General features: G+C 43.8%; 25 protein-coding genes and 1 tRNA gene. 14 read left to right on the top strand and 12 right to left on the bottom strand.

Annotated features, from left to right (window positions below; genetic code table 11):
* Window positions 1-711 precede the first annotated feature (711 nt).
* From AAKU61_RS16895 to dusA, 3 genes are all read right to left on the bottom strand, one after another.
* A tRNA-His gene (locus AAKU61_RS16895) sits at window positions 712-787 on the bottom strand.
* Window positions 788-1,093: 306 nt separating this feature from the next.
* Window positions 1,094-1,549, bottom strand: a complete 456-nt coding sequence (locus AAKU61_RS16890; RefSeq protein WP_354334139.1) for a copper chaperone PCu(A)C — start codon at window positions 1,547-1,549, stop codon at window positions 1,094-1,096.
* A 53-nt stretch (window positions 1,550-1,602) separates the two neighbouring features.
* A complete protein-coding gene (gene dusA, locus AAKU61_RS16885; RefSeq protein WP_354334137.1) occupies window positions 1,603-2,634 on the bottom strand; it encodes a tRNA dihydrouridine(20/20a) synthase DusA in 1,032 nt (343 codons plus the stop codon).
* 191 nt (window positions 2,635-2,825) lie between these two features.
* Here dusA and AAKU61_RS16880 point away from each other — a divergent pair, with 191 nt between their 5' ends.
* From AAKU61_RS16880 to AAKU61_RS16850, 7 genes are all read left to right on the top strand, one after another.
* Window positions 2,826-3,314 (top strand): outer membrane lipoprotein, encoded by a 489-nt coding sequence (locus AAKU61_RS16880; RefSeq protein ID WP_322117972.1) that lies wholly within the window; start codon window positions 2,826-2,828, stop codon window positions 3,312-3,314.
* 84 nt (window positions 3,315-3,398) lie between these two features.
* Window positions 3,399-3,692, top strand: a complete 294-nt coding sequence (locus AAKU61_RS16875; RefSeq protein ID WP_322117971.1) for a sll1863 family stress response protein — start codon at window positions 3,399-3,401, stop codon at window positions 3,690-3,692.
* A gap of 176 nt (window positions 3,693-3,868) precedes the next feature.
* Window positions 3,869-4,021: a DUF3309 domain-containing protein gene (locus tag AAKU61_RS16870; protein ID WP_322117970.1), complete on the top strand. Its 153-nt coding sequence runs from the start codon at window positions 3,869-3,871 to the stop codon at window positions 4,019-4,021.
* Between the two features lie 63 nt (window positions 4,022-4,084).
* Window positions 4,085-4,441 (top strand): hypothetical protein, encoded by a 357-nt coding sequence (locus AAKU61_RS16865; protein ID WP_354334134.1) that lies wholly within the window; start codon window positions 4,085-4,087, stop codon window positions 4,439-4,441.
* Between the two features lie 125 nt (window positions 4,442-4,566).
* On the top strand, window positions 4,567-5,670 hold the full coding sequence (locus tag AAKU61_RS16860) for a glycine zipper 2TM domain-containing protein (RefSeq protein ID WP_354334132.1): 1,104 nt from the start codon (window positions 4,567-4,569) through the stop codon (window positions 5,668-5,670).
* 116 nt (window positions 5,671-5,786) lie between these two features.
* Window positions 5,787-7,184, top strand: a complete 1,398-nt coding sequence (cls, locus tag AAKU61_RS16855; RefSeq protein WP_354334130.1) for a cardiolipin synthase — start codon at window positions 5,787-5,789, stop codon at window positions 7,182-7,184.
* A 378-nt stretch (window positions 7,185-7,562) separates the two neighbouring features.
* Entirely contained in the window at window positions 7,563-8,513 is a 951-nt protein-coding gene (locus AAKU61_RS16850; RefSeq protein ID WP_354334128.1) for a hypothetical protein, read from the top strand.
* Between the two features lie 184 nt (window positions 8,514-8,697).
* Here AAKU61_RS16850 and AAKU61_RS16845 read toward each other — a convergent pair whose 3' ends face one another.
* The 6 genes from AAKU61_RS16845 to AAKU61_RS16820 form a co-directional block, all read right to left on the bottom strand.
* The gene (locus AAKU61_RS16845) at window positions 8,698-9,090 is read right to left on the bottom strand and encodes a hypothetical protein (protein WP_354334126.1); all 393 of its coding nucleotides are present in this window, start codon (window positions 9,088-9,090) and stop codon (window positions 8,698-8,700) included.
* Window positions 9,091-9,176: 86 nt separating this feature from the next.
* On the bottom strand, window positions 9,177-9,563 hold the full coding sequence (locus tag AAKU61_RS16840; RefSeq protein WP_354334124.1) for a phage holin family protein: 387 nt from the start codon (window positions 9,561-9,563) through the stop codon (window positions 9,177-9,179).
* 195 nt (window positions 9,564-9,758) lie between these two features.
* The gene (locus AAKU61_RS16835; protein WP_354334122.1) at window positions 9,759-10,061 is read right to left on the bottom strand and encodes an ElaB/YgaM/YqjD family protein; all 303 of its coding nucleotides are present in this window, start codon (window positions 10,059-10,061) and stop codon (window positions 9,759-9,761) included.
* Window positions 10,062-10,176: 115 nt separating this feature from the next.
* Entirely contained in the window at window positions 10,177-10,716 is a 540-nt protein-coding gene (locus AAKU61_RS16830) for a ferritin-like domain-containing protein (protein ID WP_354334120.1), read from the bottom strand.
* 67 nt (window positions 10,717-10,783) lie between these two features.
* Window positions 10,784-11,698, bottom strand: a complete 915-nt coding sequence (locus tag AAKU61_RS16825; protein ID WP_354334118.1) for an OmpA family protein — start codon at window positions 11,696-11,698, stop codon at window positions 10,784-10,786.
* Window positions 11,699-11,771: 73 nt separating this feature from the next.
* Window positions 11,772-12,191: a DUF4398 domain-containing protein gene (locus tag AAKU61_RS16820; protein ID WP_354334117.1), complete on the bottom strand. Its 420-nt coding sequence runs from the start codon at window positions 12,189-12,191 to the stop codon at window positions 11,772-11,774.
* A gap of 633 nt (window positions 12,192-12,824) precedes the next feature.
* Between AAKU61_RS16820 and AAKU61_RS16815 the strand changes: the two genes are divergently transcribed.
* On the top strand, window positions 12,825-14,876 hold the full coding sequence (locus tag AAKU61_RS16815) for a catalase (protein WP_503012629.1): 2,052 nt from the start codon (window positions 12,825-12,827) through the stop codon (window positions 14,874-14,876).
* Between the two features lie 101 nt (window positions 14,877-14,977).
* Window positions 14,978-15,667 (top strand): type 1 glutamine amidotransferase domain-containing protein, encoded by a 690-nt coding sequence (locus AAKU61_RS16810; protein WP_354334114.1) that lies wholly within the window; start codon window positions 14,978-14,980, stop codon window positions 15,665-15,667.
* 420 nt (window positions 15,668-16,087) lie between these two features.
* Here the strand turns inward: AAKU61_RS16810 and AAKU61_RS16805 are convergent, their stop codons facing one another.
* A complete protein-coding gene (locus AAKU61_RS16805) occupies window positions 16,088-16,528 on the bottom strand; it encodes a CHRD domain-containing protein (protein WP_354334112.1) in 441 nt (146 codons plus the stop codon).
* On the bottom strand, window positions 16,525-16,941 hold the full coding sequence (locus AAKU61_RS16800; protein WP_354334110.1) for a PRC-barrel domain-containing protein: 417 nt from the start codon (window positions 16,939-16,941) through the stop codon (window positions 16,525-16,527). The genes AAKU61_RS16805 and AAKU61_RS16800 overlap by 4 nt, the downstream gene beginning before the upstream one ends.
* Before the next feature lie 364 nt (window positions 16,942-17,305).
* Here AAKU61_RS16800 and AAKU61_RS16795 point away from each other — a divergent pair, with 364 nt between their 5' ends.
* From AAKU61_RS16795 to AAKU61_RS16775, 5 genes are all read left to right on the top strand, one after another.
* Window positions 17,306-18,154: a hypothetical protein gene (locus AAKU61_RS16795; protein ID WP_354334109.1), complete on the top strand. Its 849-nt coding sequence runs from the start codon at window positions 17,306-17,308 to the stop codon at window positions 18,152-18,154.
* A 199-nt stretch (window positions 18,155-18,353) separates the two neighbouring features.
* Window positions 18,354-18,632, top strand: coding sequence for a hypothetical protein (locus tag AAKU61_RS16790; protein WP_354334107.1), 279 nt, complete (start codon window positions 18,354-18,356; stop codon window positions 18,630-18,632).
* A 92-nt stretch (window positions 18,633-18,724) separates the two neighbouring features.
* Window positions 18,725-18,973, top strand: a complete 249-nt coding sequence (locus tag AAKU61_RS16785) for a heavy-metal-associated domain-containing protein (protein ID WP_354334105.1) — start codon at window positions 18,725-18,727, stop codon at window positions 18,971-18,973.
* Between the two features lie 466 nt (window positions 18,974-19,439).
* Window positions 19,440-19,589, top strand: coding sequence for a hypothetical protein (locus AAKU61_RS16780; RefSeq protein WP_354334103.1), 150 nt, complete (start codon window positions 19,440-19,442; stop codon window positions 19,587-19,589).
* A 9-nt stretch (window positions 19,590-19,598) separates the two neighbouring features.
* Window positions 19,599-21,755, top strand: a complete 2,157-nt coding sequence (locus tag AAKU61_RS16775) for an AsmA family protein (RefSeq protein ID WP_354334102.1) — start codon at window positions 19,599-19,601, stop codon at window positions 21,753-21,755.
* A 271-nt stretch (window positions 21,756-22,026) separates the two neighbouring features.
* Here the strand turns inward: AAKU61_RS16775 and AAKU61_RS16770 are convergent, their stop codons facing one another.
* The gene (locus AAKU61_RS16770; protein WP_354334100.1) at window positions 22,027-22,860 is read right to left on the bottom strand and encodes a response regulator; all 834 of its coding nucleotides are present in this window, start codon (window positions 22,858-22,860) and stop codon (window positions 22,027-22,029) included.
* Between the last annotated feature and the right edge of the window lie 36 nt (window positions 22,861-22,896).

Raw genomic sequence — 22,896 nt, 5'->3', positions numbered from 1 at the left:
GTAGTTCGCACCCTTCATTTTCCATTCTCTGAACTCCAATCGCAGTATTGCCGAGCTCCAAGCATATATAACGAAAAGATTACTATTTGTTTTGAGGCATACCTTTATGTTTTATGTAACGGACGTTGTAATCAATGAGTAGATCATTAAAGTTTATTTCAAAGGTAGTTTGTTTAATGTCTTACTTTTGTTATCACTATTATCCCACGCTTTATTACCCTCATCTACCGAGCTAAAAACTATAGAAACATCTGATATGAAGCCGATGGTCTAAAAATAAGCATTAGCGAGCGGGAATCTAATCGGGAGTCAAAACACAAACTGGTAGCCAAAAATTGAATGTGCAATCAATAGAGCAGTCGCCTTGAAAATCACGCATAGTCTAGTGCTTTTTTTACACTCGAAAGGGTTGCAATATGCTCGAAGCATCCCGAAAAAACTAATAATTTGTTATAAAAAACAAAGAAAAAAGGCGTCATATTTAAATGGTTTACGCTAAAAGACAATAAAAAAATCATTAATCTAAAAAAGCGGTGACTCACATATCAATACCACTAAAGGTTACGTGAAAAGAGCATGATCAATGCAACTTATGACAAAAACCGTGTAGGCAAGACAGATAGCCTAAGTTTTAGAAAGCTTTGTAAGCTTAGAAAATAAAAAAACGGCTTACATCAATTGGTGTAAGCCGTTTTTTCTTAAAACGAATTTTGGGGTGATCGATGGGGCTCGAACCCACGACAACAGGAATCACAATCCTGGACTCTACCAACTGAGCTACGACCACCACTGAGACTTCCAAGAGGATTACCCCAAGTAAGTAAGAGCGAGAGCATAAGATATTTTTTCCGATATGGCAAATTCTTTTAACCGCTTAGTAATACGGCAATTGTCTGTGCTTATAAAAAAGCCTGCGCTAAATTAGCGCAGGCGAAACTCACTTTAGCAGTGAGGGGAAGTAAGGCGCATTGCATTGCAACACAGTCCCTCTAATATATCCTTAGCAATTTTTAGAGAAATGGCTTATTACAAATTATTACCAATTGTATTTGACGGATACATGAGTAGTTGAAGAGAAGCTCTACGATCACGACTACATCTTGCTTTGCGCGGCATTCAATGCTCGTGCTTTTGCCTTTACCTCAATCACTTCACGTTTTTTATCTTTGCCTTCTACGATGATCGTCAATGGGATGATATCGCCCTCTTTAATCTGTGCCTTTAAGTCCATCAACATTACATGAAAACCACCTGGCTTAAGTTCCAACAACTTGCCCGCAAGCAGATCGAGCTGCGGTACTGCACGCATTCTCATGACATTATTTTCTGTTTTCATCTCATGAATTTCTGCAATACCTGCTGCTGTAGTTTGTATCTCCACAATATGCACGTCGCTGCTAGATTGTATTTGCATGAAAGCGCCAGTCGCTTTTTGTTGTGGCACAGTTGCCCTGACCCATGCATCTTTGATCGTAACTTCCGCCTGGGCTGTCATTACGACTGAGAATAAGGCAGAGATAAGACAGATTGATTTAAGCGTAGATTTCATTTTTGATTTCTCTGTTGACGTTTATTTTAATATCTGAAAGCAGCCGCAAACATTTAAGCATGTTTGTGCTCAACATAATCAGCCATATCCTGCATGCGCTTTAAAGCTTCCAATAATAAAGCCGGATCGCCTGACGCTAATTTTTTGCTATCCGATAAAGTCTGGCGAAAAACTCGGGCACCAGGCAAACCGGTCATCAGACCAAGCATGTGGCGAGTAATACCATTCAATTTAAGGCCACTGCCCTTCACTTCTTTATTTGCCGCATGTTGCGCCAATTGTGCGCTGATATACGGCAGCATTAATTGGATCACTTCTTCTCTTGATTTAATTGGTGCCTGATCGTCGTAATAGCGCTGATCAAAGCTCGCCATCAAGTAGGGATTGTGATAAGCCTCACGCCCCAACATCACGCCATCTGTGTGTTGTAAATGGAGGTCAATTTCCTCTATGGTTTTAATACCGCCATTGATCAAAATTTCTAGTTGCGGAAAATCTTTTTTAAGCTGATAGGCATACTCATATTTTAACGGTGGAATCTCACGATTCTCTTTGGGGCTTAAACCTTTTAAGATCGCATTACGCGCATGAACAATAAATGTATTACAGCCTGCATCAGCAATTTGCCCCACAAAATCACGTACAAATTCATAAGATTGAATATCATCAATACCAATACGATGTTTAACAGTGACATCGATACTAACGACGTCCCTCATCGCTTTAACACAATCAGCAACCAGACTTGGTTCTGACATCAGGCATGCACCAAATGCGCCTTTTTGTACGCGTTCGGATGGGCAGCCGCAATTTAAATTAATCTCGTCGTAACCCCATTGCTCGCCCAGCTTGGCACTCTTCGCTAAATCTGAGGGCTCACTACCTCCCAGTTGCAAAGCGACCGGATGTTCTTCATCATTAAATTGAAGGTGGCGTGGCACATCGCCGTACAACAAAGCACCAGTCGTTACCATCTCGGTATACAGCCAGCTATGACGCGTAATTTGCCTGTGGAATTGACGGCAATGACGGTCAGTCCAATCCATCATCGGGGCAACAGAGATTTTTCTTGATTTATAACTCATTGATTTAATTACTATTTCTTGATCAAACTGGATCGTTTTGAAGAACTTTCAGGTTGGCCGAATTATAGCTGACATAGCAGGGCATCATCCAACTTCCACTGTCTGAGCATATCTTGAGTTAAGTGCGGCAGCGTACAGACCATGTGTTTTATCAGTCTTATTCTGATCCCACACTTATTCAGGAGAACAACATGAAATCTCAACTTGTCATCAGCGCAGTGGTGTTAGCAACAGCCGCCCTTGCTGGCTGTGCCAATAATGCCCCACAGAATACGTCCCAACAAGGCAGTTATTCGACGCCCTACCCCAATAATCAAAATAACCAAAATTATCAAAACAACGCCAGTAACTATGGCTACATCGAATCTATTCAAGTCGTTCGCCCGAATAACAATACCAGTGGTGGCGGCGCAATAGTTGGTGGCTTGGTTGGCGGCCTGTTGGGTAATCAGGTTGGTAATGGTAACGGCAGAACTGCCGCCACAGTAGCGGGTGCAATCGGTGGTGCGCTAGTCGGTAACAATGTTGAGCAAAACAAAAATGCCCAAGCATCCGATAAATATCAAATCCAAATCCGTTTAGATAACGGCAGCACTACCAGCGTCATGCAAGACAATATTTATGATTTCCGCGTTGGTAATCGTGTTCGCCTGATGGATGGTCGTGTAGATCATTACTAATATTTTTATAGAACTGAAAAATAAAATTCTTCATTTTTGATCAAAATTTAACTCCAATTTTTTAATTTATTTAAAGGAATCATCATGTTTGATAAAGACACAAGAGACGCTTACATCGAAAAAATGAAACAACAACTCGATGAGTTGAATGTAACGATGCAAGAGCTGGAAGTAAAAGCGAAAGAGGCCAGAGAAGATGCGCACGATAAATATAATGAAGAAATGACTAAGCTGCGCGAGCAATCACACTTGGCCAATGAAAAATTGAATGAGCTAAAAGCGGCTGGAGAAGAATCTTGGAAAGACTTAGTAGTCGGCACAGAAAAAGTTCGTGATGCGTTTATCAAAACCTTCCACGATTTCAAATCCAAGCTATAAAAATTTTATCTTCAGAGTGTATTACCAATGAATGCGCTCTGATCTTGCTTAGATAAGATACCTAAATAAGCTAACTAAATAACGCAACTTAACAATGCAACTGAATAACGTAACTAAGTTACGCAACTAATTCAGATAACTAAGTTCAGTAGCATCAAAAACATCAGGACAAAGTCATGGGCACCATCTTACTAATTATTTTAATTCTTGCGCTAGTCGGCGCTTTTCCAAGTTGGCCACATAGCCGTAACTGGGGCTATGGTCCGAGCGGCGTCACTGGGCTGATCGTTGTTGTCCTGATTGTCTTGCTATTAACCGGACGGATTTAACCGCTACCGATTGCTACAAACCGCTAATCAACCATCTATCAATGTAACTATCAAGGAGTTGAAATGAATAAAATTAAACTAGATTTTCACCGCACTATTCATATGATGGTCGGTATTGCCGCATCAGTATTATTGATCAATGCAAGCTGGGCACAAGCACCCGTAGCCTCATCACCGACGAGCATGCCGCAAGTAGGTGCGCCATTGATTGATCCGCCGCGTTGGTTCCAAGGTGATGCGACGCCAGAAGAGCAATACCAAACTCTGAAAAAAGAAGCTGGTGCAGTTCTTCAAGAATCTTCATATGCCTGTAAGCAAATGAAAGGTGCTGCAAGTGCTACTTGCATGAAACAAGCACGGATGACCTATAGTCAAGATTTGCAGCGTGCAAAAGACATGATGAAAACCTCTGCTCGGTAAGCCATCCATGGCTCGCCAGCCGCTTTAATTTCACTTAAAGCTAGAAGTAAAAACGTGACACCAAAAAACTTGGATTTAATCCAAATCAAGATAACAAGAATATTAAGAAAAGTCAGGGGAACAAAATGAAAATTACAAAGAAAATCATCGCCAGCACGCTGGCCATATCGGCGTTTATGCCATTGCTGGCACCATTGCTGATGCTATCCGGCGAGGTGCAAGCACAGCAATACAACACATCACAAATGACGCCACGGATTGATGGTTTTAATGTTGATGAAGTACGCCGACTAGCACCTGGCGTAGAACTCAATTTTGGCATCTATGGCACACCTGGCGGTCTGGCTACTTTGCGCATCGCCGGTGCCACGCGTAACCTAACTTTGGTTGAAGTAGAAGCCGGTCAGTACGAAGGTACTTACACCATCAACAGCCGCGACAAAATTGCTGCACGCAGTGCGGTAACAGCTAATCTGCGCGTTGGTAATCAAGTAGCCAGCTCAGTTTTAAATGAATCTCTGCAAATCGGCGTTGGAAATCACACCAATCAAATAGTGTCCGGCCCACAACCTAAGATTGAACGATTTAATGTTGACCCGGCAGTAGACTTAAATGGTGGTAGCGATTTACGCTTTACTGTATTTGGCACACCAGGCGGTAAGGTTGATCTCACCATTAACGGCGTCAAAGGTAAAATATTTTTACCTGAAGTCGCCAGTGGCGAATACGTCAACTCCTACACAATCAGAAGCCGTGACCGTATCGCACCCAATAGTACCGTCACCGCTAATTTACGCATCGTTGATCGCGGCGTAGAACGCGTCACCAGTGCGACCTTAGGCAGAAACCTGCAAGTAGCACAGGTACAAACTGCACCAGCGCCAGCCGCCCGTATCTGCTACAACTGCGGCACTGTAGAAGCTGTCAATATCGTCGAAGTTAAAGGCGAAGGCGGCTACCTGGGCACCATCGGTGGTGGCGTTGTTGGCGCACTGCTCGGTAGTCAGGTCGGTGGTGGCAATGGCCGCACTGCAGCAGAAATTGCAGGCGCTTTAGGTGGTGCCTATGCAGGTCGGAATATAGAAGGCAATGCCCGCAAAACCAATCACTACGAAGTCATCGTCCGCTTACAAAATGGCGCAACGCAGATGATTCCATTTGCCAGCGAACCTGGCTACCGTGTTGGTGATAAAGTACAAGTCAATAACGGTACTATCGTAAGAAATTAATACTATACGATGACTAAAATAGTCACCGTTTCTTCTTAAGAAAAATCCAGTTCTGGGGTGCTCATTGAGCACCCCAGATTAACGATATGAAGTCAATCGAGTCAGTTGGGGGAAACATGCGTGGCAATACTCGTCTCAAATTTATTCAGGTCTTCAACATTATCGCAACGATTAGTACAGTCATACTCGCCACCGGCTGCGCGGCCTTGCCTGAAGTACGCTATTTAAATACCTCATTATCTGCCCCGGCAAACCCGACTGTAACCACGGCACAAGGTACACTCAGTGCCAAGAAAACTAATTCGCTATTAATTAAGCGCTGGCGTAATTCTCATATCGACATCGCCGCACTAGCCGCGCTAGAAGAAGCCGCAACTGGCAACCCGCTCATCGCCGGTAACAAAGTCACGCTATTGTTTGATGGCCCACAAACGATGACTGCCATGATGGAGGCGATTACCGCCGCCACCGATAACATCAATTTAGAAACCTACATCTTCGATCAGGACGAACTAGGTATCCGCTTTGCAGATCTGCTGATCGCAAAACAACGGGCTGGCGTTCAGGTCAATATCATTTACGACAGCGTCGGCACTATCGGTACGCCCCAGACTTTTTTTGACAAAATGCGAGAAGCGGGAATTCACTTACTAGCGTTTAATCCGGTTAATCCATTAAAGCTAATTGGCCCGTGGGAACCCAATAATCGTGATCACCGGAAAATCTTAATCGTTGATGGCACAGTCGCTTTTACCGGTGGCGTGAATATCAGCGCGGCTTATGCCAATAGCTCTTTATTTCGCTCAAAAACAAAACGGGATGACAAAGTCGGCTGGCGCGATACCCACATCAAAATCGAAGGCCCTGCAGTCGCTGCCATGCAATGGGTATTTTTAGATAACTGGGCCAGTCAGAAATCGCCAGAGCTATCTGACAGTAACTTCTTCCCACCATTGAAAGAAGCTGGCGACAAACTGGTGCGCGTGTTAGCCAGTGAGCCAGGTGGCAACCATGAGATTTATAAAGCCTATATTCTTGCAATACAAGAAGCTAAAAAAACGATCCATATCACTAGCGCCTACTTCGTACCAGACGCGCAAATTTTGCAAGCCTTAAGTGACGCCAGCAAGCGTGGTGTTGATGTCAAAATTATTTTGCCTGGCGTCACAGACAGCGGCTTGGTATTCCATGCAGCGCAATCGTTTTATGATGAAATGCTGACAAACGGCATCAAAATTTATCAGCTACAAATTGCAGTGCTCCATGCAAAAACTGCTGTGATCGACCAAGTCTGGGCCACCGTAGGATCGACCAATATTGATACCCGTAGCTTCTTGCATAATAATGAAATCAACGTCGTCGTCTTTGGAGAAGAATTTGGCAACGCGATGGAAGCAACCTTTGTAGAAGACCTGCGTAACGCCAAAGAAATCACCAAAGAAGTCTGGGAACAACGTCCCTTTAGTGACAAGTTTAAAGAATGGACTGCGCGGCGACTAGAATATTGGCTGTGATGGTTACCTACGACGGTTGCCTGCGCAGCTTGCCTGTGATGATTGCTTGTAATCGCTAGCGGATTTGAGCTATTGGAAGTGTAACGCCTTACTAAATATTTTATTCGCCATTTAAATATACTCCCACTATGTATATTTAATTGTCCATATAATTAATGGACAATAAGCCATATTTTGTAAAAATGATGGGGAGTATATTAAATAACTAAGCATTAAATTGATTAATCAGGCCAAAAATAAGCCTAAAAATAAGCTTAAACTCAGCTCAATCAAGACACCAATAAAACTAGCGCAACTGGGCTTAACTTAGCGAAATTATTGAGTCATAACTCACAAAGCGTAAAACAAACATCTGTTAAATAACAAAATGGAGAGCAAATGCAAAACTTTAATCCAACACAGTTACGTCAGTCATTACCCCAGCTACTATTAGTCGCCATGATAGCTGCGATGAGTATCAGTCATCACGCCCTGGCAGATACAGATATCAATCCGTCCGAAGCGGCAAAGTCTATGCACGCCAAATATAGCGCCATCGAGCAACAGCTAGAGAAAAATCAATTCAACCGACCTCTGGTATTGGAATCAGTCGAAACCGATCATCGTCTAAAAGGTGATATTTATGCCGTGGTTGACTACCCTTTTGCAGCCGTCACCACAGGACTGAATAGCCCTGACCATTGGTGCGACATCATGCACTTACATCTGAATACTAAATACTGTCATGCCACAAAAACGGCAGGCAGCAATGGATCAAACAACAAGCCCAGCGCAGCACTCAAAGTCTATATTGGTAAAAAAACGCCAGAAGAATTAAGCGACGCAAGCCGTGTTGATTTTAATTACACTCAGGTAGCAACAACGCCGGAATACATGCAGATCATGCTCAGTGCCGATCAGGGACCGCTCGGCACTAACGACTACCGCATTATTTTAGAAGCCATTACCCTGTCAAAAACAAAAACATTTTTGCATCTGACCTATTCTTACTCCACTGGCTTATCTGGACGCATAGCAATGCAAACTTACCTCGCAACGGTGGGTCATGGCAAAGTAGGATTCACTATCAACGGTACAGCACCAGACGGCCAGCCCGACTACATCGGCGGCGTACGCGGCCTGATGGAACGCAATACTATGCGCTACTACCTTGCGATTGATAGCTATTTAGGTGCAACAAATGCAGCGCCAGATACGCAATTAGAAAAACGTTTATTAAGCTGGTTTGCAGCGACAGAAAAATATCCAAAACAATTACATGAGTTAGATCAAAACGATTATATGGAGATGAAGCGTGCTGAGTACACCAGGCAGCAGAATGTAAAATAAGATTTTAGAAACTGATTTAGAAGCGAATTTAGTGACGGAGCTCGTTGCTAAGTTAGTGAATAATTTAGCGACTAAGTTAGTAACTTAGTCAGAAAATAAATTGAACAGGCAGATTAGAGAGCATAACTATTGTCTGTCGGGCTAATCAAGTGTTAGCCCGACAGACAAAGTAGTTTATAAGAATTTATAAGTCATAAGAACCATCAATCTCCGGTCGTTTACGACGCAAAGCTAGCGCAACTACCGCACCGACAGCAGTCAACAGTAAGCCACCACCGATCACAGGCTTGAGTAATTTCTTACCAGACAAAAATGTGAATGCCGTCACAGCAAGCGGCATTAATGTCTGAAACTGTCCGCCGACTTTTCTTATATTGGGCGTAAATAAGGTATTGAGCCGCATACCGATTACGCCGAGCAAATGCTGGCCTACATTACGTACCAAAGTTTCTGCATGCAAGCTCTGCAACACATTGGTTTTGGCTTGGACTATGCCTATGCGATAAACCGCGCCATCCAGCAACAATTGTGCTTTGCGATTAGCGAGAGCTTTTTCTTTTGCTGCGTCACTTCTCATATTGTTCTCCATTAGCCAGCGCGATGTTGATTTGATGTTGATGTGATATTTAGAAAACCTTTAAAAGGCGAGTTCGCCAGTGAAACCTAGAGCAGCATATCCCGGTCTGATTTCAGTTCAGCCATAGTGACTGGTAAAGATAACTTACCATGCCTTACCATCGACAACAGGTAGAGCAGCAATCCAACAGCGATTGCGACAAATACTAAGCTCATAATTAATAGAATTTTCCAGCCTAATGCGTCCCAGCTTAAGTAGACAACCAACGCCGTGCCATAAGCCAAAGCAAACCAGATCGCCAAAATCGCCAATGCGAATACCAGTGCGATTTTTAGCGCATGATTACGCAGTTCTGACAATTCCAGCGCAGCTAGTTCTAGTCTAGACAATAGCAATCCAAATCCATTTTTGGCAACGCCCGCTAAGCCAGCCATTAAACCGACAGCGGGCGCTGCATTAGAGTTATCCGTCATTTGATTTGTCCTGGAAGTTTTTTTAGTTTGGTGAATCTGTAGCGCTCGTATTTTGAATACGAATTTGAATACGGTTTTGAATACAATCGTGGGCTAACGCCAGAACCGATCCGGCATTAACCCAACAAGACATATTGCTATGTCGTTTTACTTACTCTGCTTAATGTCCCTGCGCTTACTTGCGCGCAGTTGTCTTTACTTGCGGTTAATAATCACACCTAATAACAAGCCAACACCAGCTGCCGCTGCAATCGCACGCCATGGGTTTTCTTTGACATAGACATCCGCAGATACAGCCATTTCTTTACCGGCGACAATCGCGCTGGCTTGCGCTTCTTGCGCTTTAACCAAAGCCGCATCTAGCAGCTTCATGGCTTTATCACGAGCTTCGTCTGCTTTTTCGCCAGTTAATGCGGCAGCAGCAACGAACAATGCTTGAGAATCTTTGATCAATAATTTTACGTCTTTGTTGACTGCTTTTAAATTTGATTCCAACATAATGAGCTCCTAAAAAGATAAAAAATATCACTACTATTGTTCAGGAAAATTTGAATTGAATTTCCTTAAACAACCACCTCAACTGATGCTGCTTAGTGCTACAAATTACTTAGTACTACTTGACCAATAAATCCCGCATATCATCCGCATGTTCCTCTTCCATCGCCATGATCCCGACTAGCATATGCTTGGTGGTCGGATCTGTATCGCCGATTTGCTCAATCATTTGGCGATACGCTTCAATAGCGACGCGCTCAGCGATCAAATTCGATTTGATCATAGATTGAATACTATCTGAATCATCGTACTCTGCATGGCTGCGGTCAATCAGCGTTGCCGGATTAAAATCCGGGCTACCGCTCAACTGCACAATACGCTCTGCCAATAAATCGGCATGGCCTTGCTCTTCCATCGCATGCTGTAAAAACTCTGCTTTGATCGGGCCATTTTGCAAGCCACTTGCCGTGTAGTAATGGCGCTTGTAGCGCAATACACAAACCAGTTCTGTCGCCAATGCGCCATTTAACATGGCAATCACTTCTTTACGATCTGCCTGATAACCGACGGTAACTGCACCATCATCCATATTTTTGGCAGCATCACGGATTGCCGCGGTGTCGATACCCTTATGATTCATTTTTTTTGCGTCATGCATGATGCTTCTCCAAAAATTTAAAAATGGTCTTAGTTAGTTTTGATATTAGCGGGTCTAAGAATTGTATTTACTGACGCTGCGGTACCTTGCCGCTAGCATCAGATAAAACGATTTCTACACGACGATTTAACTGACGATCTTGTGCAGTAGTATTGCTTGCGACTGGGTAAGCTTGACCATAACCACGGACAGCTACACGCTCCGGCGCGATACCCATTTCTTGCAATGCGGTGCGGACGGAAGTCGCACGACGCTCCGACAATTCCTGGTTGTGCGCAGCAGTACCTGTGCTATCGGTAAAGCCTTCTACCAATACCGTACGTTGCGGATTTTGTTGCAATACATCGGCTAATTTTTTAGCTGTACGTAAGCCTTCTGGATTAAGGCGCGCCATGTCGGTACCAAACAAGACATCACCTAAAGTAATGACCATACCGCGATCTGTTTTTTTGGCAGCCAGATCAGCTAATTGCGCTTCTAACTGTGCGGCGCGGGCTTGTGCGTCTTGTGTCTGACGCTGTGCATCCATCGCCTGACCTTGCGCTATTTGAGCTGCCAACTTGGCTTGCTCTGCGCTCGCCAAAGCTTGTGCCGCAGAAGCTTTTGCCTTATCTGCCTCGTTAGTGCGTTGATCTAAGCGTATTTGATCACGCTCTTTACCTGCACTAGCGATATCAGCCTCTGCAGATTTTTGCTTAGCGACTTCTTGTGTCAGCGCGATTTTTTGTTTAGCGACATAAGCCAATTTATCGATCTTGTCCGCATTGTCATTATTTTTTGCAGCAGCGTTGGCTTGGTCTAAAGCATCGCCGGCTTGCTTCATTTCTAAAGATGCATAACTAGCCACTTTTGGATTGCTTTGCGCCATCGCATAATCACTGCGAGTTTGATCTAACAAACTGGTTGTCTTTGGCATAGAGCTACAAGCAGAAACAAAGACTGCCATGGCTAACAGGACTGGCGTGAAGTAAGTTTTTTTCATGATGATGCCTTTTAATTTATTGGTTTATTTTGTACAGATCGTGTATGGGAAACGAGGGCGAAAATGTGCACGCTTACTTAGTAGCGCTATTACGATCTAACTCTTCACGCAGGACACGAATATCATCTTGTAATGCATTAGATGCCGCTTGCGCTTTGGCTGAATCAGCCTTGCCTTGTGCTAGCTTGGCATCGGCCTGGGCTTGCGTAGCCAGATCATTTGCAAGCTTATAATCCTTAGCTGCCATCGCTTTATTAGCGCGTGCCATTTTGTCGCGTGCTGACGCCATTTCTACCGGTGCAAATTCTGCTGCACCAGCGCCAGAGGCGTTATCTACCGCAGCACTAGAGACAGCCACACTAGCGGTTGCCGGCGTCTTCATGCTGCTGCAACCGACTGTCAAAATCAGAGCTGCGCCGCATAAGACCGCTAAGCCCGTTGTAGCCAGTGTAGTAGTAGTTTTTTTAAGTGATGTAGCTGTAGTAATTATCATTTTTCTTCTCCGTTGAATTAGTGATCGCAAAACCAGTGAATCCGCTTAACCGGATTGAGTGCTGATCTCGATGTGATAAATCATAGGCTGAAATTTTTGCCAGATCAGTACGCTGGCGCACATTGATTTCATTTTTTTTAGGAACGAGAGTAAGACAGAAAATCCAGGTAACTTATTCTCCGCATATGAAAACAATTTCTTTGTGTTACTTAAAATCACTGAGGCCTGGACGCCTAAATCCTAAAGAATAAATATCAATATTTTTTATGCCGAAAAAGTTAATCGTGCCCGAAGATGTAGCCATTGAACATAGCGATATGGTCGCGGAAATTAAGCCGCTATGATTGCACCCGACATTTATTACATTCATGATGAATGACAATAAGCCTAGTTATTTTTAATAGGCAAGTAGTTCAAATTCTGATTATAAAAATTGGCTTATATAGCGTGTGCTCCCGCACATATCAAAACAAAGATACGGTTTATGGTTAAAGAATTAAAAACAGAGTTTCGGCTTTCCGCTTGCTCTGTTTTAATTTTTTTCATCGATCGTTTGACCTTTTTTGTAGATTGCCGACCATGCCTAAAACTAATACAGCACGACCAAAAATACTAACAAAAAAAAATCAAGAAATGCCCGCTACTTCGATTGGTAACGGAGGTGAATTACATCAAATCCCAGAAAAAATACAATCTTTATTAACGACTAATCAGGGTCTTATCATTGCCGATAATCAGAATTCGCTCAAAGCCAGCGTAAAAGGCCCAATCTTATTAGAGGACTTTATATTAAGAGAAAAAATTACTCATTTCGATCATGAGCGGATACCGGAACGTATCGTGCATGCCAGAGGAACTGGTGCTCATGGATATTTTGAATTAACCCATTCTCTACAAAAATATACGACCGCAAAAATTCTCACTGAGCTAAACGTAAAAACTCCTTTATTTACCAGATTTTCCACGGTGGCTGGCGGCTCAGGATCTTCAGATACCCCTAGAGATGTGAGGGGGTTCGCCGTAAAATTTTACACGTCAGAAGGTAATTGGGATTTGGTTGGTAATAATGTCCCTGTGTTTTTTATCCAGGATGCGATTAAATTCCCTGATCTCATCCATGCGGTAAAAATGGAACCAGATCGTGGTTTCCCACAAGCAGCTACTGCTCATGATACGTTTTGGGACTTCATTTCTCTGACACCCGAATCAATGCACATGGTGATGTGGATTATGTCTGATCGCACCTTGCCGCGATCATTAAGCATGATGGAAGGCTTTGGTATTCATTCTTTCCGCTTGATTGATCAGGATGGCAACTCAACTTTTGTAAAGTTCCATTGGCGACCTAAGTTAGGGCTTCAATCAACGATCTGGGATGAGACCGTTAAAATTGCGGGAGCTGATCCTGATTTTCATCGTCGTGATATGTTCAATTCCATCAGTTCCGGAAACTTTCCTGAGTGGGAACTATCGGTACAAATCTTTACACAAGAAGAGGCGGATCAATTCCCGTTTGATCATCTTGATGCAACTAAGCTTATCCCTGAGGAATTGATTCCCTTAAAGGTCGTTGGACGGATGGTACTTAACAGGTGGCCAGATAATTTTTTTGCGGAAACCGAGCAAGTGGCATTCTGTCCATCACATCTTGTTCCAGGTATTGATTTCTCGAATGATCCATTACTGCAAGGTCGCTTGTTTTCTTATCTCGATACACAGCTATCCAGATTAGGCTCACCTAATTTTCATCAAATCCCGGTGAATGCATCTAAATGTCCATTCGCTAATCATCAACGGGATGGCCATATGCAAATGTCCTTACCGAATGGTAGGGTATCTTATGAGCCAAATACACTATCGTCAACATCACCCCGTGAGCAAGCAGTGGCTGGTTTTAAAAGCATGTCAGAGCAGCTTATTGGAACTAAAGGAAGGATTCGACCAGAGAGCTTTGCTGATCATTACAGTCAGGCGCGTCAATTTTATATAAGTCAAAATAAATACGAGCAATCTCATATCGTGTCAGCATTGATTTTTGAATTATCAAAAGTCGAGCACCCGCACATCAGAGAAGCCATAGTAGGACATCTACGACACATAGATGCAGATTTGGCAGCACGTATTGCCGCTGGTTTAGGGCTTAAGGATTTGCCACCACTACCAACGAGTGCTGCGCCTGTTCTAGATTTTCCGATATCTCCGGCATTAGGTTTAATCAATAACAGAAAAGACACATTAACAGGTCGTGTTGTCGGCATTCTTATCGATGAAGGCTCAGACGCAGAGACTTTTAAAAATGTTAAAGATGCCGTTACTAAAGACGGTGCGACATACAAAATCGTAGCGCCTAAAATTAGTGGCGTCTATTTGTCTGATGCTAGTAAGGCTATCGTCAATGGTCAATTGGCGGGCAGCCCGTCCATCATGTTTGATGCTATTGTGGTAATTATCTCTCAGCCAGCCGCAAAAAAAATGGCGAGAAATTTGGCGGCAATCGAGTTTATCAAAGACGCTTATAGCCACTTAAAAGCCATTGCCTTTGATGTAGGAAGTAAATCCCTATTAGATATCGCAGGAATTAAAAAAGACCCTGGAATAATGTCGACAGAACATATGAAAGAGTTTCTAAAAGCTGCAAAAACCAGACAATGGAACCGTGAAGAATTAGTACGGCCAAGCAATTAGAACGTATTTCTGAAATAGGTTTAATCTAACTAGCTTTTTGCCTCTTTAATCTCTGGTTTATATATATGCTTTCCCGATTCACTTTATAGAAAAGATCCAAAATGAAAAAAATATTGATGGTACTAACATCCCATGATAAGTTAGGTGATACTGGTAAAAAAACGGGCTTTTGGTTAGAAGAATTTGCCGCACCTTATTATGTTTTTATGGATGCTGGTGCAGAAGTAACGCTGGCATCGCCATTAGGTGGACAACCTCCACTTGACCCTAAAAGTGATGACGATACTTCGCAAACTGAATTCACTCGCCGTTTTAAAGCAGATCTAGCCGCACAAAAGGCCTTAGCTAGTACGTTGGAGCTTTCCAATATTTCAGCGAATGATTTTGATGCAGTTTTTTATCCAGGTGGGCACGGACCTTTATGGGATTTGGCGGAAGACACGTCCTCTATTAATCTAATCGAAACGATGTTGTCCAAAGGTAAACCTGTAGCCGTAGTCTGCCATGCTCCCGGAGTGCTGAAACATGTCAATACTGCAGAAGGTAAGCCGCTGGTTAGCGGAAAATCCGTCACTGGCTTTAGTAATACTGAAGAGCAAGCCGCGGGGCTAACCGAGGTAGTGCCTTTCCTAGTGGAAGATATGCTTAAAAAAAATGGCGGTATTTACTCAAAAGCTAAGGACTGGCAATCCTACGTACAAAAAGATGGATTATTAATTACAGGACAAAATCCTGCTTCGTCAGAAGAGGCGGCAAAAGTATTGTTACTCACTGCTACGACGTCAACTTAAATACTGGCGTATCAGTGCAAATCCGGTTTAGCTGAAAAATTCAAGTGCTGTATAAATACTCTCTTCGATCAAGGGATTTGGAGCAATAGTTAAGCTAGGATTTTCAATTAGAATTTGATCTGTTGATTCTTTAAGATATGCATTTTTGCAAAATTTTTGATGCGATTTTGTAGTATGTTAGTTGCAAACAAGGCGCTCATGAAAAGCCATGAGCGCCTTGATGTATCAAAAATGACCAAAAAAATCCGGCAACCGCCGGATAGCACCTTTGGTGCTCCAAATAGGAAACAGCAATAACATTTCACCGCAAAAATTTTCTATTTAACATCAAGAAGCTACGATTTTGTTGCTGCCGCTTGTTTCCTCTTGTCTTCTAGGCCTGTATTTTCTCGGTTTATTTCGTTTTACTCATGCTATCCGTTAAGGCTTCAATTGCCCTCTGATCTCTCCGTCTTTATTTTCAGCAGTATGAACATTGACGTAAAGATTTCCTGCTTTATAACTTGCATACTGATCGTCTGTAAGAACCGATCCCGATGGCACTGACCAACTACCCTCACCGGATTTTACTAAGGTAATAATTGGTGGGCCTTTCTTTCCTGCGGCACCCAAATGTATATGAGCCATTGTCCCGGACAAGCCTGTAGTAGTAACTACACCGCTGACAGACTTATCATTATTAACGGTAATACTTCCCGCACCTTTGGCAGTAGTTTTAACTGCTGGAGTCTCTTCTGCACCGACCAAACTGACTTTGGTCTCACCAGCATAAACAGCACTAGCTAATAACATGGTTCCAGCACTCAACATGATTGCGTTAAACATTTTAAAACGACCTTTCTTGAGAAATTGATTTTTCATAATGGGTTCCTCTGAGTGTCATAAAAATGATGTACGGTATCTGCCCAAGTGCTATCTGCCATGTCTGGCCATTGATCTGAATTAAATCCTGGGGCATTTTCAAAACGATCCTTTTGTACATTCAGCACAAACCGTTTATTCAAAGTATCTAATTTGAGCGAACTCCAGGGAACTGCAAAGAGTTTCTCACCTATGGTAAAAAGTCCGCCCTGAGCAAGTACCGCATAAGCAATTCTTCCTGTTCTCATGTCCAACATAATTTCTTTAATCTCACCTAGATGCTCGTCTTCAGGATTATGTACATTGTCGCCGATCAATGTATTAGCCCCCATTAATTCAGGCCCTGGACCTTTGTGTTGACCAGATTCGCCTAATGCATACATTCCATAAACATCGTTTTCTTGGTAACTCATCATAGTTCTCCTTAAATGGAATCATAGATTGATCTATTTAAAAAATCGTGTCCGTTCGATAGCGCACAAAAATAAAAATGCAAAAGTAACCTAAGCATTTCCCTAGATATAGTTTTTGTATTTTTTCAAAAAATATCGATGAAGTGTGATTCAGCGCACATACAGGCTGACTAACGATAAATATGCTTCGAACATTGTTGGCTTATATATTCCTTATCTTTATTTTGCCCCTCGCCGTAATTGTGAGTTTTAAATGTACTGACGTGGAATGGTTTTGTTCAACACACTTAAGACGGTTAACATTAATAAAACTAATGTTCAAATAACCCGAAACAACACGTATAACCAATCAAAGGGAGCAACTATGCTAGAAGAACAGAAAACTATTTCGTCCTATGCGGGAATTTCAGGGGTGACTTGGAGTGCCGTACTGGCAGGGGCAGCGGCGGCGGCGGCGCTTTCATTAATACTACTAATGTTGGGTGCTGGATTAGGTTTATCTAGCATATCTCCCTGGTCTTACAACTCGTCAGTGATGGGCGCTTCAGCAATTGCGTGGCTTACATTTATGCAGCTTGCGGCATCTGGAGTTGGGGGTTATTTGGCTGGTAGACTAAGGATCAAGTGGGGTAATTTGCACGATAACGAGGTTTATTTTAGAGATACCGCTCATGGTTTTCTTGCATGGGCTGTTGCCTCGTTAATGACAGTCGGCTTACTTGCAAGTGCGGCTCAAAGTATTCTTAGCGAGGCATCGAATATAGGTTCAAGTGCGGTCACCGCAGCCGCCGCGGCAAACAATATGAAGGTCAAGCCGGTGGATTATTTCTCGGATATGTTGTTGCGTTCAGATGACGGTTCTATTGATGCCAATTCTGGTGCCCGCCTAGAAGTAGGGAAAATTCTAACCACAGATATTGTTAATGGCGCCCTTAGTGGTTCAGATCGCGATTACTTATCTAAAATAATCATCAAGCGTACGGGTATCAGTCAAACCGATGCAGAAAAACGTGTCGATGCGGTGTATTCACAATGGAGCAAATCGGTGGTAGATGCCAAGAACGTTATCAAAGAAGCTGCTGATAAGGCGCGTAAGGCAGCGGCCAACTCTGCTCTGTGGATGTTTATCGCGTTGTTGATCGGTGCGTTTGTCGCTAGCCTCGCGGCCACAATTGGTGGACGTCAACGCGACAGAGCTCATTTGCTCGACTAAGTATTGCTCGGGGTAAAAATTCCCAATTTTAATCAATCGTCTTAATCATTGGAGACTATCATGCGTTCGATTTTGCTATTACTACTTGGCATTCCTATCCCTATCGTCATTCTGATCGCGTTATTTGTTCATTAGATTGCTCAGTATATGAACACCCGGCCTGGCGAATGCTAGAAACAAATCTGAATGAGGAAACAAGATGCCCAATATTTTAAATTTAAACTCTGATCATGTTCATTACGATCCGAATAATTTATTGAACAAGCTGATTGACCAATTACATTTAAAAAATGATGCTGAACTATCTAAAATGCTAGAGGTAGCACCTCCTGTCATTAGCAAAATCCGGCATCATAAGTTATCCGTCGGTGCCTCGTTGATGATCAGCATGCATGAAATCAGCAATATTAGTATTAAAGATTTACGAGCGTTGATGGGGGATACGCGTGACACGTTTTTTTCCTCTATAACTTTATAAATTAGTCGCCCTTTCCGTTTCGTACCGTACATGACAAGGCAAAAGACGATGTTTTAGTGGGATTGAAATAACTTAAATAAAGAGGTATTGCCATGCAAATAGAAAATATAAAAATACGAGGAATGAGCTGTGAAGGATGTGTCAAAAAAGTGCTGCAAGCGCTGCAAGCCGTGCCTGGCGTGAACGACGTCACAGTCTCCCTTGCAGATAGTGACGCTAACGTACAGTATGACGAAGAGAAGACTTCAGTAGAACAATTAAAAGCTGCGGTTAAGGACGCTGGCTATGATGTAGATCCCACCAATATTACTGCTGGCTTAACACTCAAAAATGATTCTTGAAACTAGATACAACTAAGGTCGCTGTTTTCGCCACAATCGATTTGTTTCTTTAGTTATATGGGGAAAAATCGCCGAAGTGGCAGACTCTATGGTGAGTAGGTGCATATGCGCTTTAACAGCGGCCTTGTCTACATACTGCATGAGTAATTTTTTATGCTTACTACATGCATTCGAAAAATACAAAAACTGCCGCTTAACTGAACGAATCAGAAGAGTATTGCTAAAAATAAGTGCGCAGCCACTTGTTTAAAAATTCAAATCGTCACAAAAAGATCTCGCTTATATGCACTTAAGTCTATGTCGATATTTTTCGTTCTAGGTGCGTCAACGAACATAATAGGACTCTGCTTTCACGTAGTCTGGCTGCATCGAACCAGACTTTGCAACGGATAGCGTCATAAGTAATGCCGCAACAGTATCCAATTGCAAACTTGCAGCTAGTACTTATTATCGAAAGCCGTACAATATGATTACCGTCTTAAGTTTTTTCCCCGTCTTGTCGCTGATTGACAGCGTTACGGCATTAATTACACCGCGCCTGTTAACCATAGTTGTGAGTGTCAATACCGTGACGATTAATGTAGTGCACTTCATGGGTATTACTAATTTTTTATAAAGAAGAAAAATGCGTCGTACAACTATTGCCCTCGTCACTTTCCTGATCGCCGTCCCTGCGGTAGCGCTTATCGTGATGACTAATTTTGATTGGAACCGCGCTAAGCCTTGGTTGAACGAACGTACCAGCGAAGCTTTGGGCCGGTCTTTTGTGATCAAAGGTGATCTCGCTCTGACGTGGGATAAACAAGTCGTTGGTCCAGAGCTGGATCGCGGTTGGCGTGGGATGATCCCGTGGCCGCATCTCATTGCAAAAGATGTGCATATCGGCAATCCGGCGGCGATGATGACACCCGCGTCGGAACCAAATAATCCTGCGACTTTGGCGGCTAAGACAACTTCAGCATCAACGGTGATCGCTGTCCCGGAAGAAATGGCGAGCATTCAGCAATTTGCTTTTTCGCTAGACCCTCTGGCCTTGTTAGGTAAAAAGATTGCCATCCCTGTGCTGCGCTTTGATGGTCCCGTCGTCAGTTTATTACGTACTGCTGATGGCAAAAATAATTGGACTTTAGCTAGCGGTGATCAAGCCTCGGCGTGGCAATTAGAATTACAACGCGTGGTGTTTACTAAAGGCAGCGTGCACTTGGTTGATGCGATCAAACATGCAGATGTAACAGCAGATATTGATACCATCAATACCGACCCCGCCTATGGCGTGAGTTGGAAATTACACGGTAAATTTAATGGCGATACCGTCAGCGGCAGTGGTAAAGCGGGCGCGATTTTATCGCTGCAACAGCAGACTACGCCCTTCCCTGTTATGGCAAATGTGCGCGTCGGCAAAACGATGATCAGTGTCGAAGGCTCAGTCACAAAGCCAACCGAGTTAGCAGCGCTAGATATGCGTTTAAAACTCTCTGCACCAAGTATGGCGAGGCTGTATGCGCTCAGCGGCGTTGTACTACCAGAGACGCCACCGTTTTCTACCGAAGGCCATTTGATTGGCACACTTGGCAAACATAATAGTCATTGGGTCTATGAAAAATTTAGCGGTAAAGTAGGCTCTAGCGACATCGGCGGCAGTCTTGATTTTAAAACCCGGCCTGCGCCTGACCGGCCTTTGTTGTCGGGTGTAATCGTATCGCAATTGCTGCAATTCTCCGACCTGGGCGCATTGATCGGTGCGGACTCTAACGCAAATAAAACAGAGCGCGGTGCAGCGGCAGTGCAACCTGGCGATAAAGTGTTACCAGTAGAGACCTTTAAAACAGAGCGCTGGACCAGCATAGACGCAGACATAAAATTTAGTGCGGAAAAAATTATCCGCGAAAAAGAATTGCCCATCAATAAGCTCACAACCAACTTACATCTGAAGGATGGCGTGCTCGATTTATCACCTCTGACATTTGATATGGCAGGCGGCACGCTCAGCTCAGATATCCATCTGGATGGCAGCGGTAAAACAGATGCCGCAGGGAATCAACTAGCAGCAAATCTAACGGAAGAAAAGCCGCCAACGGCAAAAGCATTAAAGGCAACGATGAAAGTCAGTGCCCGTCATTTAAAACTCAAACAATTATTTCCGACGCTAGATGCACTGCAAGCCAGCATGGGTGAGATCAACGGCGATGCGTCGTTGTCGGCGACTGGCAACTCCATCGCCAGTTTGTTAGCCGCATCCAATGGTGAGGTTAAAACCTTGATCAATCAGGGCAGCATCAGCAAACGTTTGTTAGAGCAGATTGGATTAAATATCGGCAATGTCGCGCTGACTTATCTTTCGGGTGACAAGCAAGTCAAACTCAATTGCATGGCAACCGATTTTGCCGTGACTAATGGTGTGATGCAAACCCGTACTTTTATTGTTGATACCGATGATGCAGTCTTAGATGTCAGCGGCAATGTCAATATGGCGCAAGAACAATTGGATTTGACGATCAAACCGAATAGCAAAGGGCTACGAGTTTTCTCACTCAGAGCACCGCTGTATGTTCAGGGTAGTTTTAAAGATCCTAAAGTCAGCGTAGACAAAGGTGTGCTTGCGTTAAGAGCCGGTGGCGCGATTGCGTTGGCGGTCGCTGCGCCAGTTGCAGCCCTGCTGCCTCTGATCAATGCTGGCCCTGAAGCCGATAGCGGCTGCGCCAAATTGTTAGCAGAGGCCAGGGTCACACCGGTGGCACCGGCGCCGGGTAAAACCTATAAGGCTAAGGCTGTTGCTAAGTAAGGGCGAATGATTACTAGCTAATGCGCTTGCTGTTTGCCTGGTATGCATGCCCCCTACTTTGAAAAAATACTAGCTTGGTTTACTTGGTGCGCATGGCGCACCCTACTTTCCGCGCACCCAGCGCGCCATTACTAAAAGTATATACTCCCCCCTTATTTTTACTAAATATGGCTTAGTGTCCAATGATTACCTGGACGTTCTACATATACTAATAGGGGTATATAAATTTACTACAATTCACCACCTGCGAACAGCAGACTAAAAGCGGGTGCTATTTTTGCTCAGGTCGCATGCGGTGTGTGACGTCCATGCCTATTCCACGGTAGCCCGTGAACCTGGCGGAAGTGTCGAACATAGGCTCACCGCTGACTTGCAGATATTGGATCGTTCCGTCTGCATTGGTACGGCTATAAACAAAATCCAGGAAAGGCCGGCGGCTGGCGATGTTGGAATCCAGCTGCGCCCGCTCAGCGGCATTCCAGCCTGCCAAGGCTTTGGGGCTTGCGCCTAACATGTCGTCAGCATCAATCCCTAACATTTCAAACACCGGGCCAGAAATGCTGGTGAAGTTGCCTTGTGGGTCTTGCTCCCAATACCAATCGGACGACAGTTCAGTAAAACTCTTGAAGCGGGCTTCGCTCTCGCGTAATTCTGCAGTGCGCTCCAGCACGGTTTGCTCAAGGACCTTGTTGTAGTTATCCAGTCTTTTGTAAAGCAAACGTACTTCCAGCATATTGTGAATACGGGTTTGTACTTCTACCAAGTCAAACGGCTTACTGACAAAATCCTTGGCACCGGCTTGTAGTGCGCGTAACTTATGGCCGGGCTGGGCTGTGATAACCAGTACGGGCAAATAGCCGTTGATGTCGATTTTTTTCAACTCTTCCATCACTTCAAAACCGTCCATCTCGGGCATTTGCAAATCTAGCAGTATCAAATCAAATTTGCTCGCTGCATGTTGATCGCATACCGTGCGCGAGTCCATAGTGGATGTGACATTGGTATAGCCGCGGCTGCTCAGCATTTGCCCCAGCAGCATGACATTGGCTTTTTGGTCATCGACGATGAGGATATTGGCGTTGAGGATCTCGGCTGCTTCTAACATGAGTTTCTTCCAAAAATTCGATTATTTGCTATTGCT

Origin of the sequence: Undibacterium sp. GrIS 1.2, from assembly GCF_040544435.1 — a bacterium.
Lineage (GTDB): Bacteria > Pseudomonadota > Gammaproteobacteria > Burkholderiales > Burkholderiaceae_D > Undibacterium.
Note: the sequence above shows the minus strand (reverse complement) of the source record. Positions and strands in the feature narration are given on the sequence as shown.